The 14467-nt window shown below is 71.9% G+C and carries 11 protein-coding genes and 1 pseudogene; 9 read left to right on the top strand and 3 right to left on the bottom strand.

Features of this window, described 5'->3' with window-relative positions; all coding sequences use genetic code 11:
* The first annotated feature begins 112 nt into the window (after window positions 1-112).
* From ACWD3O_RS11025 to ACWD3O_RS11005, 5 genes are all read left to right on the top strand, one after another.
* A complete protein-coding gene (locus tag ACWD3O_RS11025; RefSeq protein ID WP_451415662.1) occupies window positions 113-871 on the top strand; it encodes an NUDIX hydrolase in 759 nt (252 codons plus the stop codon).
* Between the two features lie 88 nt (window positions 872-959).
* A complete protein-coding gene (locus ACWD3O_RS11020) occupies window positions 960-2840 on the top strand; it encodes an ABC transporter ATP-binding protein (RefSeq protein WP_451415661.1) in 1881 nt (626 codons plus the stop codon).
* 196 nt (window positions 2841-3036) lie between these two features.
* Window positions 3037-3969 carry a FadR/GntR family transcriptional regulator gene (locus ACWD3O_RS11015; protein WP_451415660.1) on the top strand — a complete coding sequence of 311 codons (933 nt, stop codon included), beginning with the start codon at window positions 3037-3039 and terminating at the stop codon, window positions 3967-3969.
* Window positions 3970-4350: 381 nt separating this feature from the next.
* Window positions 4351-5877, top strand: coding sequence for an RNA polymerase sigma factor (locus tag ACWD3O_RS11010; RefSeq protein ID WP_451415659.1), 1527 nt, complete (start codon window positions 4351-4353; stop codon window positions 5875-5877).
* Between the two features lie 157 nt (window positions 5878-6034).
* The gene (locus ACWD3O_RS11005) at window positions 6035-6886 is read left to right on the top strand and encodes a S1 family serine peptidase (RefSeq protein WP_451415658.1); all 852 of its coding nucleotides are present in this window, start codon (window positions 6035-6037) and stop codon (window positions 6884-6886) included.
* 156 nt (window positions 6887-7042) lie between these two features.
* Here the strand turns inward: ACWD3O_RS11005 and ACWD3O_RS11000 are convergent, their stop codons facing one another.
* Window positions 7043-7279 (bottom strand): DUF7455 domain-containing protein, encoded by a 237-nt coding sequence (locus ACWD3O_RS11000; protein WP_451409112.1) that lies wholly within the window; start codon window positions 7277-7279, stop codon window positions 7043-7045.
* A 452-nt stretch (window positions 7280-7731) separates the two neighbouring features.
* On the opposite strand from ACWD3O_RS11000, the gene ACWD3O_RS10995 reads away from it, so the two are divergent.
* The 3 genes from ACWD3O_RS10995 to ACWD3O_RS10985 all read left to right on the top strand — a co-directional run bounded on the left by ACWD3O_RS10995 (window position 7732) and on the right by ACWD3O_RS10985 (window position 12165).
* Window positions 7732-9855, top strand: coding sequence for a DNA gyrase/topoisomerase IV subunit B (locus ACWD3O_RS10995; protein WP_451415657.1), 2124 nt, complete (start codon window positions 7732-7734; stop codon window positions 9853-9855).
* A gap of 202 nt (window positions 9856-10057) precedes the next feature.
* The gene (locus ACWD3O_RS10990) at window positions 10058-10576 is read left to right on the top strand and encodes a DUF485 domain-containing protein (protein ID WP_451409114.1); all 519 of its coding nucleotides are present in this window, start codon (window positions 10058-10060) and stop codon (window positions 10574-10576) included.
* A complete protein-coding gene (locus ACWD3O_RS10985; protein WP_451409115.1) occupies window positions 10573-12165 on the top strand; it encodes a solute symporter family protein in 1593 nt (530 codons plus the stop codon). Before ACWD3O_RS10990 ends, ACWD3O_RS10985 begins: the two co-directional genes overlap by 4 nt.
* Window positions 12166-12276: 111 nt before the next feature.
* Here the strand turns inward: ACWD3O_RS10985 and ACWD3O_RS10980 are convergent, their stop codons facing one another.
* Together ACWD3O_RS10980 and ACWD3O_RS10975 are read right to left on the bottom strand one after the other, a co-directional pair.
* Window positions 12277-13227, bottom strand: coding sequence for a sucrase ferredoxin (locus ACWD3O_RS10980; protein WP_451415656.1), 951 nt, complete (start codon window positions 13225-13227; stop codon window positions 12277-12279).
* 129 nt (window positions 13228-13356) lie between these two features.
* Window positions 13357-13596 (bottom strand): hypothetical protein, encoded by a 240-nt coding sequence (locus ACWD3O_RS10975; protein ID WP_356133727.1) that lies wholly within the window; start codon window positions 13594-13596, stop codon window positions 13357-13359.
* Between the two features lie 521 nt (window positions 13597-14117).
* Between ACWD3O_RS10975 and ACWD3O_RS10970 the strand changes: the two are divergent.
* A pseudogene (locus ACWD3O_RS10970) lies at window positions 14118-14447 on the top strand (hypothetical protein); the annotation flags it as partial.
* Window positions 14448-14467: the final 20 nt, after the last annotated feature.

Below are 14467 nucleotides of genomic sequence, written 5' to 3'. Positions count from 1 at the left end.
GGATGGGAGCGGAGGCAGAGGGCAGCGGCAGACGGGTCCGCCGTGATCATCCGCGGAGGCCCGGTGCGTCCGAAGCGGTGATTATCGTCAGGCAGACGACTATGATCGCGTCATGCCCTACGACCCGTCAGTCTTTCCGCCCTTCGCCGTCACCGTGGACCTGGTGGTGCTGACCGTGCGCCGCCACTCGCTGTGCGCACTGGCGGTCCGCCGTGGCGAGCCCCCCTTCCAGGGCCGCTGGGCCCTGCCCGGTGGCTTCGTGCGCGAGGACGAGGACCTGACCCAGGCCGCGGCACGCGAACTGCTCGAGGAGACCGGTCTGCGGGCCCACGACCCCTCCGCCCCGACGGAACCCCCGCAGGACAACGGCGCCCACCTCGAGCAGCTCGCCACCTACGGGGACCCGAAGCGGGACCCGCGCATGCGGGTGGTCAGCGTCGCCCACCTCGCCCTGGCCCCGGACCTCCCCGCGCCTCGTCCCGGCGGCGACGCCGGAGACGCCCGCTGGGCTGCCGTGGAGGAACTCCTCCAGCCCTCCGGGACCGGCGAGGACTCCGCCCCGCTCGCCTTCGACCACGCGCACATCCTGGCCGACGGGGTGGAACGAGCCCGCTCGAAGATCGAGTACTCCTCGCTGGCGACGGCGTTCTGTCCGCCCGAATTCACCGTGGGGGAACTGCGCCGCGTCTACGAGGCGGTGTGGGGCGTCGCCCTCGACCCGCGGAACTTCCACCGCAAGGTCACCGGCACGCCCGGCTTCCTGGTGCCCACCGGCGGCACCACCACCCGCCAAGGCGGCCGCCCGGCCCAGTTGTTCCGTGCCGGTGGAGCGACGCTGCTCAACCCGCCCATGCTGCGTCCCGAGGTCTGACCCGATGCGCGCGGAGCCGGACCGACCACTGCAGATCAAAACCGGCGAAACGTAAGGAGATAGCGCGTATCGCGCTATCTTGCTTCGGGTGATCAAGGCCATCGGACTCACCAGCGCCCCCCGCAAGGAGCTCCCGCCCCTCGTCGACGACGTCTCCTTCGAGGCGCTGCCCGGCCGGGTCACCGCACTCCTCGGAGCCCAGGGGGCGGGCAGGACCACGGTCCTCCAACTCATGCTGGGTCTACGGCGAGGCCGCGGCGTCACCCACTTCCGCGGTCGCCCCCTGCACGAGTCCCCCGCCCCGCTGCGCGAGGTCGGCGTGCTCCTCGGGGACGTGCCGGGCCACCCCGCCCGGACGGTCCGCGGTCACCTCCGCATGCTCTGCGCCGCCGTGGGGACGCCCGCCGCCCGCGCCGACGAACTCCTGGAGTCCACCGGCCTGACCGAGTGGCGCGACCGGCGCCTCGACGCCCTCTCCCGGGGCGCCGACCGCCGGCTCGGCATGGCCTGCGCCCTGCTGGCCGCCCCGCACGCCCTCGTGCTCGACGAGCCCGCCGCAGGGCTCGCCCCCGGCGACCTGCGCTGGCTGCACACCACCCTGCGCCGGTACGCGGAGCACGGTGGCGCGGTGCTGTTCACCACCGCCGACCCCAAGGAGGCCGCCCGGATCGCCGATCAGGTGGTCACCCTGGAACGCGGGCGGGTGGTGGCCGACCAGTCCGTCGAGGAGTTCACGGCGACCCGGCTCCGCCGCCGTGTCGCCGTCCGCACTCCGCACGCCGAACGCCTCGCGGACCTGCTGGCCAAGGAGGGCCGGATCGCCCGTCGTCCCGTGGAAGTGGTCCGCGAGGGCGGGGCCCTGCTGTCGGTCTACGGCAGCACCTGCGCCGAGATCGGCGAAACCGCCTACCGGCACCGCATCCCGGTCCACCAACTCGCCGAGGAAACAGGTGACATGGGTCCGGGCGCGGGTGCCGGGCCCCTGTCGACGCTCTCCGGGCGGCCCACCTCGGACGCGCACGACCGCCCTGATCCGGACGCCCCGGAGGGCCTGAAGGACTTCCAGGACCGGGGGGACCTGGACGCCCCGGAGGACCGGCCGGCGCCGCGGGAGGGTGCCGAGACACACCGCCCGTCGCCCTCGTCGCCCCGGTCGCCCTCGTCGGTTCCGTCGCTCCCGTCGATCCGGGTGCGGCGCCCCTTCTCCCCGCTGCGACCGCTGCGTTACGAGGTCCGGCGGACCCTCGGCACCGGCGTCCTGGCCCGCACCTCGGCCGCCGTCGTCCTGGTCTCCGCCCTGCTCACGCTGCTGTTGTCCCAGATCGGCCACACCCCGCACGCCCGGCTGCTGGCGGCCTGGCCCGCCCAACTGCCGCTTCCCCCCGCCGCGCTGGGCGCCGCACTGATCGGCGCGCTCTCCTCCGGGCAGGAGTTCCGGCACCCCGCCCTCGCCGTCGACCGGGGCACCGTTCCCCGCAGGCTGGGGCTGCTCGCCGCCAAGCTGCTGGTGTCGGCGCTCGCGGCAGCCGTCCCCGCCCTCGCCGCCGTGACGGTCGACGCGGGGCTGCTCCGGCTGCTGCTGGGCGACGAATACGCCGCGCCGCCCCCGCAGTGGCCCGCGCTCGCAGTCGCCTGGCTGGCCCTCGTGGCGGCCTGCGCCTGGGCGGGCGTCCTGGCCGCCGGTCTCTTCCGCTCCGTCGCCGGCGGACTGGCCGCGGTGCTCGCCGTCCCAGTGGTCGCGGCCCCGCTGGCCGACCGGGCCGCGGCGTTCCTGGCACCCGCCGCCGGGCCGCGCGGTTCACACCTGGTGGGTGGTGAACTGATCGAACGATGGGCCTGGGACCGGGGCGACGTGGTCGCCGAGGTGCTCCGGCTCCTGGGGCAACCCGTCGGTGTCGCCATGACCTTGGCGCTGGCCGTCCTCATGGGTGCTTACGCCGTTACCGCGTTGCGCAGGGCGGTTCGTTGATGAGCGGATCGAGTCGAAGAATGATCGATTGCTTCCGTTGGTGACCTCTTGGTGACCTCGAAGTGCCCAACTCGCCTTGGAACGTCACAATTCTTTCCGATAAGGCGTCAATTGAGACGGGGTGAGCGATCACCCTTTCGTGTGCTTTTCACCAAAGCCCTCAAGGGAGTTGGCGCCAGCGCCGACAAAAGAGGGTGTGAGTACCCTTGCGCACACCATGATGACCGCCGCCCGCTCCGCCGAATCCGGCCTGGCCGGCGCGGGTGAACTCGACCGCTACCCCTACGCGGAAGGCCCCACGGCCGACCGGGTCGGCGCGCCCGTCTGGGAGTCGGACCCCGAGCTGGGGCGGGTCGGCAGCCGCCGTGCCGCCGGGAGCCGGGGCCGCGGGCTGCACGGCCAACTCGTTCAGCAGCTGGGACAGATGATCGTCTCCGGCGACCTCGGGGCGGACCGGCCGCTCGTACCCGAGGAGATCGGCCAGCGGTTCGAGGTCTCCCGCACCGTCGTCCGCGAGTCCCTCCGCGTGCTGGAGGCCAAGGGTCTGGTCAGCGCCCGGCCCAACGTGGGCACCCGGGTGCGGCCGGTCAGCGACTGGAACCTGCTCGACCCCGACATCATCGAGTGGCGGGCCTTCGGCCCCCAGCGCGACCACCAGCGCCGGGAGCTGACCGAGCTCCGCTGGACCATCGAGCCGCTCGCCGCCCGCCTCGCCGCCGGGCACGGCCGGGAGGACGTCCAGCAGCGCCTCGCCGACATGGTGGAGATCATGAACCACTCGGTCGCCCAGGGGGACGCGCTGACGTTCTCGCGGGCCGACGCGGAGTTCCACCACCTGCTGATCCAGGTCGCCGGCAACCGCATGCTGGAGCACCTCTCCGGCATCGTCTCGTCCGCGCTCCAGGTGTCCGGCGGCCCGGTCACCGGCTGTGACCGTCCGAACGAGGCCTCCCTGGGGCACCACGCCCGGATCCTGGACGCCCTGGCGGGCGGCGACGGTGCGGCGGCCGAGGCGGCGATGCGGCAGCTGCTGAGCGTCCACCCCGAGGCGATGCACTCCGAGCCGATGCACCCGGAGAGCCTGCACCCGGAGATGGAGCGCGTGGTTCCCGCGCCGCGCGAACACTGACAGGAGGGCGCAGGCGCCGCCGGGGCGGGACTCCGGCGGCCCCTCCCTTCGCCGTCCCGGGCGGGCAGGGGGCGTGCGGAGTGTCCTGCATCACGGCATCTGCGAACAACCGTCGCTCCGTGACCGGTGATGACCGACTATCTTCGGTATTGCACCGATTCGCGGTGTGACTCGGGCCACGCAGATTAGGCGTAACGCTCGGCGGAGCAGCGCGATGACCTAAGAGGTGACAGCCGAGGAAGGAATACGGACGCCGTACGCGGCGCTTGTTCCTCCCGGCCCGAGCCCGCGCCGTCGGCTCATCCCCAGGTCGGCGGTCGTCGGCTCCTGTCCTCGCGGACGGGGCCGGAAGCCGTTTTCCAACGTTCCGAGAGGTTGTTCGTGTCGGCCAGCACATCCCGTACGCTCCCGCCGGAGATCGCCGAGTCCGTCTCTCTCATGGCGCTCATCGAGCGTGGGAAGGCTGAGGGGCAGATCGGCGGCGATGACGTGCGTCGCGCTTTCGAAGCCGACCAGATTCCGGCCACTCAGTGGAAGAACGTCCTCCGCAGCCTCAACCAGATCCTCGAAGAAGAGGGCGTGACGTTGATGGTGAACGCGGCGGAGCCCAAGCGCGCCCGCAAGAGCGTCGCCGCCAAGGCCACGGCCAAGCGCACCACGACCCGCTCGGTCGCCGCGAAGACGGTGACCAAGAAGGCCGCCGCCGCTCCGGCGGCGCCCGCCGAGGAGGGCGAGGAGCCGGAGGCCGGCGCGCCCGCGAAGAAGGCCGCGGCGAAGAAGACCACCGCCAAGAAGACGGTGGCCAAGAAGACCACCGCCAAGAAGACCGCGGCGAAGAAGACGACGGCCAAGAAGGACGACCCGGAACTCGTCGAGGAAGAGCTCGAGGAGACCCCGGGCAAGGCCGCCGACGAGCCGGAGGGTGCCGAGAGCGCGGGCTTCGTCCTGTCCGACGAGGACGAGGACGACGCCCCCGCGCAGCAGGTCGCGGCGGCCGGCGCCACCGCCGACCCGGTCAAGGACTACCTGAAGCAGATCGGCAAGGTCCCGCTGCTCAACGCCGAGCAGGAGGTCGAGCTCGCCAAGCGCATCGAGGCCGGTCTGTTCGCCGAGGACAAGCTGGCCAACTCCGACAAGATCGCGCCCAAGCTCAAGCGCGAGCTGGAGATCATCGCCGAGGACGGCCGCCGCGCCAAGAACCACCTGCTGGAGGCCAACCTCCGTCTGGTGGTCTCGCTGGCCAAGCGGTACACCGGCCGCGGCATGCTCTTCCTGGACCTGATCCAGGAGGGCAACCTCGGTCTGATCCGCGCGGTCGAGAAGTTCGACTACACCAAGGGCTACAAGTTCTCCACGTACGCCACCTGGTGGATCCGTCAGGCCATCACCCGCGCCATGGCCGACCAGGCCCGCACCATCCGCATCCCGGTGCACATGGTCGAGGTCATCAACAAGCTGGCCCGCGTCCAGCGCCAGATGCTCCAGGACCTGGGCCGCGAGCCCACCCCGGAGGAGCTGGCCAAGGAACTCGACATGACCCCCGAGAAGGTCATCGAGGTCCAGAAGTACGGTCGCGAGCCCATCTCGCTGCACACCCCGCTGGGCGAGGACGGCGACAGCGAGTTCGGTGACCTGATCGAGGACTCCGAGGCGGTCGTCCCGGCCGACGCGGTCAGCTTCACCCTGCTCCAGGAGCAGCTGCACTCCGTCCTGGACACGCTGTCCGAGCGTGAGGCGGGCGTCGTCTCGATGCGCTTCGGCCTGACCGACGGCCAGCCGAAGACCCTCGACGAGATCGGCAAGGTCTACGGCGTGACGCGCGAGCGCATCCGCCAGATCGAGTCGAAGACCATGTCGAAGCTGCGCCACCCGTCGCGTTCGCAGGTCCTGCGCGACTACCTCGACTGACCGGACCGGCACCACCGGTCGGAAAACGGCACGAAAACGGCACGAAGGCCCGGTTCCTCTCCCGAGGAGCCGGGCCTTCGCGTCGTCGGACCTGTGGCGGGAGGCTCTGCTGGATTACTTTGGGTCGACACATGGTCGACCCGGAGTGAGGGATGTTATGCGTTTTCTCCCAGCCGTGGGGGTCGCGGCGGTGACGTCGTCGCTGGCGGCGGTGGCGGCACTGGTGCCGGCCACCCCGGCGGCGGCCGAGGCGGGGTCCGCCCGCGGCGGCGCCTCGCGTGTGGTCGTGGGCGGCTTCCCGGTGCAGGTGGAGCAGGCCCCCTGGACGGTGGCGCTCGCCAGCCGGGAGCTGTTCGGCGACAGCAGAGCCGGCCACTTCTGCGGCGGCGCGGTGATCGGCGCCAGGACCGTCCTGACCGCCGCGCACTGCCTGGGCCAGGAGGTGCTGGGCAGGCCGGTCGAGCAGGTCCCCGACCTCACGGTGATCGCCGGGCGCTCCACACTGACCGGTGAGGGAGGCCAGGAGGTGGAGGTGCGGGAGACCTGGGTGAACCCGGAGTACGACACCGCCACCAACGCCGGCGACTTCGCCGTGCTCACCCTGGCCGAGCCGCTGCCGCGCGGCTCCGTCGTCAAGGCGGCCGCCGCCGGGGACAGCGCCTACCGCGCCGGCACGCCCGCCATGGTCTACGGCTGGGGCGACGTCACGGGTGCGGGGGCCTACTTCCGGACCCTCCGGGCGGCGCAATTGCACGTGCTGGAGGACGGGTGGTGCCAGGAGGCCTATCCGGGCGGCTCGGACGGCGCCTACACGCCTGAGGTGATGCTCTGCGCCGGAGAGCCCGAGGGGGGCCCTGACGCCTGTCAGGGGGACAGCGGAGGCCCTCTGGTGGCCAAGGGCAGGCTCGTCGGACTGGTGTCCTGGGGCAGCGGCTGCGGCCAGGCGAGGAAGCCGGGGGTGTACACCCGGGTGTCCGAGGTCGTGCGCACGCTGGCGGGCGACCGCTAGCGGAGACAGGCCCACCGGGTCCGGCACCGTGGGCCGGACGGGTGACAGGTGGGCGGAAACGAGCAGAGGCGGTCGCCCTCCCTCAGCGAGGGAGGCGACCGCCCTTGTCACCCGGCCTGTGCCGGACTAGCTCGTCGTGGATGGGAGCGCCGGCGCCTAACGGTCCCCGTCCGGGTCGGCCGGGGCCGCACCCGAGGACGTCAGCCGCTCCGTCTCGTCCTGTATCTCGGCGGCGATCTTCTTGAGTTCCGGCTCGAACTTGCGGCCGTGGTGGGCGCAGAAGAGCAGTTCTCCGCCGCTCAGCAGGACGACGCGCAGGTATGCCTGGGCGCCGCAGCGGTCGCAGCGATCGGCGGCCGTCAGCGGGCTCGCGGGGGTCAGAACAGTAGTCACGTCGCCTCTTCTCTAGCTCGACGAGCTGTCGTACCAGGGTCAACATCCAACCAGGCCGAAAACGTTCCCGCTCGCGGCTTTTCCTCGAAAGATTTCTCGGCGAGGCGGCTGTCTGCTGGCGGTTGGCGGCGAATGTGCCGTAGTGCGTGTCTTCGTGCCGTACGGGTTCGCGCTTCTTCCAGTGTCGGTCCTCCGGCGACCGAACGCCGCTTGTTGAGGAGGACGTGCCCGGAGCCTAAAGGGTTCATGCCTGCTGTGGAACGTGATGTGTGCTTCACTCCTCCGGGGTATCGAACGTCCATACGAATGCGGCCTAGGGTTGGATCGCCGGTGAGGGTGGCGTTACACCGGTCCCATCAGGCATCGGTACTCTCTGGAGCGGCACCGAGCCGTGGCGCGTCCCCCAGTGGCGCCGAGACATGCCCAGAAAAATTCAGCGAGGAGCGAACCGCGTGACCGCCGACACGACCGTGCCGTCCACAGCTTTGCTGACCGGAGCAGATCGGGACGGTTCCAACTACACCGCGCGGCACCTGCTCGTCCTGGAGGGACTCGAGGCCGTCCGCAAGCGTCCCGGCATGTACATCGGGTCCACGGACAGCCGTGGCCTGATGCACTGCCTCTGGGAGATCATCGACAACTCCGTCGACGAGGCCCTGGGCGGGTACTGCGACCACATCGAGGTCATCCTGCACGACGACGCCTCCGTCGAGGTCAGGGACAACGGCCGGGGCATCCCGGTCGACGTCGAGCCCAAGACCGGCCTCTCCGGCGTCGAGGTCGTGATGACCAAGCTGCACGCGGGCGGCAAGTTCGGCGGCGGCTCCTACGCCGCCTCCGGCGGTCTGCACGGCGTCGGCGCCTCCGTGGTGAACGCCCTCTCCGCCCGGCTGGACGTCGAGGTCGACCGCGGCGGGCACACCCACGCCATCAGCTTCCGGCGCGGGGTCCCCGGCGAGTTCACCGGCCGGGGCGAGAGCGCGAAGTTCCAGCCCGGCAGCGGCCTGCGCAAGGCCCGGAAGATCCCCAAGAGCCGCTCCGGCACCCGGGTCCGCTACTGGGCGGACCGCCAGATCTTCCTGAAGGACGCCAAGCTCTCGCTGGACAACCTGCACCAGCGGGCCCGGCAGACCGCCTTCCTCGTCCCCGGGCTCACCATCGTCGTGCGGGACGAGTTCGGTCTCGGTGACGGCGGCAGCAAGGGCGAGGAGTCCTTCCGCTACGACGGGGGCATCAGCGAGTTCTGCGAGTACCTCGCCGCCGACCGGCCGATCTGCGACGTCCTGCGCTTCTCCGGGCAGGGCACCTTCAAGGAGACGGTCCCCGTCCTCGACGAGCACGGGCAGATGACCCCGACCGAGGTCACCCGGGAGCTCGGCGTGGACGTCGCGCTGCGCTGGGGCACCGGCTACGACACCACGCTGCGCTCGTTCGTCAACATCATCGCCACGCCCAAGGGCGGCACCCACGTCGCCGGCTTCGAGCAGGCGATCGCGCGGACGATGAACGAGGTGCTGCGCACCAAGAAGATGCTGCGCGTCGCCGAGGACGACATCGTCAAGGACGACGCCATAGAGGGCATGACCGCGGTCGTCACGGTCCGCCTCGCCGAGCCGCAGTTCGAGGGCCAGACCAAGGAGGTGCTCGGCACCTCGGCGGCCCGCAGGGTCGTGAACCAGGTCGTCTCCAAGGAGCTCAAGGCGTTCCTGACCTCGGCCAGGCGGGACGCCGCCCAGCAGGCGCGCGCGGTCCTGGAGAAGGCCGTGGCCGCCGCCCGGACCCGGATCGCGGCCCGCCAGCACAAGGACGCCCAGCGCCGCAAGACGGCGCTGGAGTCCTCCTCGCTCCCCGCCAAGCTGGCCGACTGCCGCAGCGACGACGTCGACCGCAGCGAGCTCTTCATCGTGGAGGGCGACTCCGCGCTGGGCACGGCGAAGCTGGCCCGCAACTCCGAGTTCCAGGCGCTGCTGCCGATCCGCGGCAAGATCCTCAACGTGCAGAAGTCGTCGGTCAGCGACATGCTGAAGAACGCCGAGTGCGGGGCGATCATCCAGGTCATAGGCGCGGGGTCGGGTCGCACCTTCGACATCGACGCGGCCCGCTACGGCAAGATCATCATGATGACCGACGCCGACGTGGACGGCTCGCACATCCGCTGCCTCCTGCTGACCCTGTTCCAGCGCTACATGCGGCCCATGGTCGAGGCCGGCCGGGTCTTCGCGGCCGTGCCCCCGCTGCACCGCATCGAGCTGGTCCAGCCCAAGCGCGGCCAGGACAAGTACATGTACACGTACTCCGACCGCGAGCTGCGCGAGACGCTGCTGGAGTTCGAGCGCAAGGGCGTGCGCTACAAGGACGCCATCCAGCGCTACAAGGGCCTCGGCGAGATGGACGCCGACCAGCTGGCCGAGACGACCATGGACCCGCGCCACCGGACCCTGCGCCGGATCAACCTCTCCGACCTGGAGGCGGCCGAGCAGGTGTTCGACCTGCTGATGGGCAACGACGTGGCGCCCCGCAAGGAGTTCATCTCCAGCTCCGCGGCGACGCTGGACCGCTCCCGGATCGACGCCTGAGGCCCCGGACCGCCGCCCGGGGCGCGGCGGTCCCCCTCGGCCCCGCCCGTGACGTCCGGACGTCACGGGCGGGGCCGCTGTATATCACCCGTGCGGGAGGTGCGTCCGGAACCGTTGACTTTTCGGTCACCTGATGGGGTGAGAGACCTGCCGAAAGAGTCCAGGATGTTCACGGTCTGTCCATCATTGTTCCTACGGCCGAATGGCGCCGTGGGACAAGGAGATTTCGGTGAACAAGCACGACGGTCGCGACACCGGAGAGGTGCGGTTCGACGACCCCTGGTACGACGCACTCGCCTTCGGCTGGGGCGAGACGGACGGCACGGGAGAGCAGGCTCCCACCGTGCCGGCCGCGCGCCAGGCGCAGGAGGAGATCGATGACCGGGCGGCCGCCGACGTCTACCTGGAGGTGCAGCGCAGCGCGGCCTTCCAGGAGGTGCGCAGCCGCTACCGCAAGTTCGTGGTCCCCGCCTTCATCTCCTTCTTCCTCTGGTACGTCGCCTACGTCGTGACGGCCACCACCGCGACCGAGTTCATGGCGACCCCGGTGGCCGGCTCGGTGAACGTGGCGATGCTCGCCGGCCTCGGCCAGTTCCTCACCACCTTCCTCCTGACCTGGGCCTACGCCCGCCATGCCCGGCTCCGCCGGGACCGTGCCGCACTCCAGCTCCGCTGGGACACCCAGGAGCTCACGCGCGGCGCCCGCGGGGGTGCCGCGTGACGGGCGACCACCAGTTCCTGGTCCTCATCCTGTTCAGCGCCTTCGTGGCGGTGACCCTCGGCATCACGACCTGGGCCGGCCGCAACCGGCACGGGTCCGCCGAGGAGTTCTACACGGGCAGCCGGCTCTTCTCCCCGATGGAGAACGGCCTCGCCATCGCCGGCGACTACATGTCGGCGGCCTCGTTCCTCGGCATCTCCGGCCTGATCGCCCTCTTCGGCTACGACGGGATGCTCTACTCGGTCGGCTTCCTGGTCGCCTGGCTGGTGGTGCTGCTGCTGGTCGCCGAACTCGTGCGCAACTGCGGCCGGTTCACCCTCGCCGACGTGCTGGCGGCGCGGATGCGGGAGCGTCCGGTGCGGATCGCGGCCGGCACGTCCTCGGTGATCGTCTCGGTGCTGTACCTGGTCGCCCAGATGGTCGGCGCCGGCAGTCTGGTCGCGCTGCTGCTGGGCGGCACGGGCGGCGCGGCCCAGACCTGGACGGTCATCGGTGTGGGCGCGCTGATGGTCGTCTACGTCTCCCTCGGCGGCATGCGGGCGACCACCTGGATCCAGATCGTGAAGGCCGTGCTGCTGCTGGCGGGCACGCTGGTGCTGGGCGTTCTGGTGATGGTCCGCTTCGGCGGCGACTTCAACGAGCTGCTGACCTCGGCCGCCGACAACAGCGGCTTCGGCGACGCCTTCCTCGCGCCCGGCCTGGAGTACGGCGGAAGCTGGACGGACCGGCTGGACTTCATCAGCCTCGGTCTCGCCCTGGTCCTGGGCACGGCGGGCCTGCCGCACATCCTCTCGCGCTTCTACACGGTGCCCACGGCCCGTGCCGCGCGCCGGTCGGTGGTGTGGGCGATCGGCCTCATCGGCGGCTTCTACCTGATGACCATCCTGCTGGGCTTCGGCGCCGCGGCGATCGTCGGCAGCGACGAGGTGCGGAAGTCCAACGAGGCCGGCAACACGGCGGTGCCGCTGCTCGCCCTCGACCTCGGCGGCGGCGCCGACTCCACGGGCGGGCCGGTGCTCTTCGCGGTGGTGGCGGCGGTCGCCTTCGCCACCATCCTCGCCGTGGTCGCCGGAGTGACCCTCTCCTCGTCGGCCTCGGTCGCCCACGACCTGTACGCCTCGTTCCGCAAGGCGGGCGCCAAGCCGCGCAGCGAGGTGGCGGTGGCCCGGGTCGCCGCCGTGGGGATCGGCGTCGTCGCCATCGGGCTCAGCCTGCTGTCGGGCGGCCTGAACGTCGCCTTCCTGGTCGGCCTGGCCTTCGCGGTGGCGGCCTCGGCCAATCTTCCGGTGCTGCTGTTCACGCTCTTCTGGCGCCGCTTCACCACGCGGGGCGCGGTCTGGTCGGTCTACGGCGGCCTGGTCCCGGCCGTGGCGCTGGTGGTCTTCTCGCCGGTGGTCTCCGGCCGGCCGACCTCGATGTTCCCCGGCGCGGACTTCGCCTTCTTTCCGCTGGAGAACCCGGGCCTGATCTCGATCCCGCTGGGCTTCCTGGCGGGCTGGATCGGCACGCTGCTGTCCTCGGAGGAACCGGACGAGGCGAAGCACGCGGAGACCGAGGTGCGGTCCCTCACCGGAGCGGGAGCGGTCTGACCGCCCTCGCCCCCAGGATCACGCGGGTCACGCAGGATCACGCCGGGCCGCCCCGACGCACTCCGTGTGCGTGGGGCGGCCCGGCGTTCGCGTGCCTGCTGGACGCGCCTCTCAGGCCCGGCGGCGGAGCTCGAGCACGTCCATCCGGGCCGGGGAGCCGAGGGGTGCGCCGCAGCTCTCCGGGCGGGGCGGCCCGGCGGGTGTCTGCGCGACGACCACGCGCCACCGGCGACCGTCGGTGTGCGCGACGGTGACCTCCCAGGACGGCGGCGCGGCCTCGGCGCCGGCACCGGCCGGGAGCGGGCTCACCTCCGTGACGTCGAGGGCGTCGGCCGAGGTCACCCGGGTCCTGGACCGGACGGCCAGCTCGGCGGCCTGCCCGGGCCGCGGCCAGGCGGAGCGGCCCCGGCAGTGCTCGGTGGCCACCTGGCCCTCGCGGGCCCGGTGGAGGATCTCCTTCACCGCAGGGGCGTCCACGCGGCCGTACGCGTAGCCGTGGGGGAGCACCAGCAGGGTCGGCGAGAAGCGGTGTCCGCCGAGGTGGGTGACCTCCCAGGTGCCGGGCACCCCCGAGGCCTCCAGCTCGGCGGCGAGCGGGCGGCCCAGCAGGGCGCAGCAGCGGTCCCGGCGGCCGTTGGTGCAGACGAAGGCGAGCGGGTGGCGGGTGTGCGGCGCGGCGCCGGGCAGGGCGGCGTCGAAGGCGGCGGACCGGCCGCGGCCGAGCGCCGCGAAGTCGATGTCCAGCAGCCGTTCCGGCTCGGTGGTGACGGCGCCGTGGACCCAGTCGTCGCCGGGGGCGGTGTGGGCGGCGTACACCTGCCGCACCGGGGGAGCGCCGTGGTCGGCGTGACGGCCGGGCCGCCGGATCAGCGCGATCCGTACGCCGCTGCCCTCCGCGGCCTCCTCGAGGGCGCGCCCCAGCGCGGGGTCCAGGCGGCTCCCGGTGAGCGCCTTCGGCCCCCAGGGCCCGGGCTGCTCCAGCAGCAGCCACGTCCGCGCGTGCACGGCGGTCCCGGCGATGGGCTCGTCCAGGACCCGTGACACGGTTGCGCACCTACTCACACAGGTGAGCCTAACCTGACTGGTGGGGCCCGCGCGGCTCGACGACGCGCGTTCGGGGGACCCGCACACGAACGAGGGCGCCCCGGCGCCACCTCACGCCGGGGCCGCCCCGCGTCGGCGGCCGACCGGTCAGGCGTCGGGGATGTCCGCCTTGGCCCGCACCAGGGTGTCCCGGCTGATGATCACGATGCGTTCGTACTCCGCCCGGGCCGCGTCCGAGGGGAGGTGCCGGTCGAGCTCCGCCGTGGCCTCGGTGCCGATGACGGCGAAGTTGCCGTCCTCCAGCTCGAAGATGTCGGGGCATGTCGCACCGGTGGCACTGCCTCTTTCGCGCGGAGAGGCGCCAATGCGGCGGAGGATCTTGCTCACTGTTGGGTTTCCCTTTCGGACCGTGGCAGACATCGGGCGCGCACGGGCCGGGAAGGAACCCTCGACCCTCTTGGGGTGCGGACGGTGTCGGTGCGACGCGTTGACCGTCTTGTGGAGCGGTGCCACGCGATCGCCCACGGGCGGCCCATGGCGTCTTGACAACGAGGAGAGTACTGGTCCGGCTTCCCCCCGACAGGGTGAAGGCGCGGACGGTGAAGGCGCGGACGCTCCCCGGCGCGCACGGCCGGTACGCCGGCGCCGGGACCGTGGGGGAGGAGCACACCCACGCCGGTGGCCTGTGTGCGCGTGCCACATCGCCCTCGTTCTCGAACCACCCGCTCTGCACCCGGTCGAGCGGTAGGGTGCGGGGGTGCGTTGATCTCCACGGCGGCAGCCCCGCGCTGCCGCGGACGGTGCAGGGCGCCCCGCCACGGGGCCGCCCCGGCAGGCATACCCGTCGTCACTCCACCGGAGATCCCCACCCGTGAATGCTCAGCAGCCGCTCACCTACGCGGCGTTCGGACGGCCTGCCGCTCGCCGCCCGCCTCGACGCGGCCGACAGCATGCGATGCCTCCTCGAACTGCTCTTCGCGCTCCACCGCCGCCCACGCCCCTACAACAAGTACCTGGAGTGGGAGCTGGCCCGTCACCCGCTGCCCGGCTGGGACACCGAGGCGCTGCTGCGTGCGGTGGACCGCATCTCGGCCACGGGTGAACCGGGCCCGCAGCGACGGCTGTTCGCGCTCGTCGAGAAGGCCGTGCGAGAGGCCGGACACGGTGCGGTGCTGGACGCCTGGGGCGACGACCTCGCCCTCATGCGTCCCGGAGCCGCGGACGACGCTCCGGCGTGAGCCCCCTCGCCCCCACCGCC

This window comes from Streptomyces sp. NPDC002640 (assembly GCF_053592575.1).
Note: the sequence above shows the minus strand (reverse complement) of the source record. Positions and strands in the feature narration are given on the sequence as shown.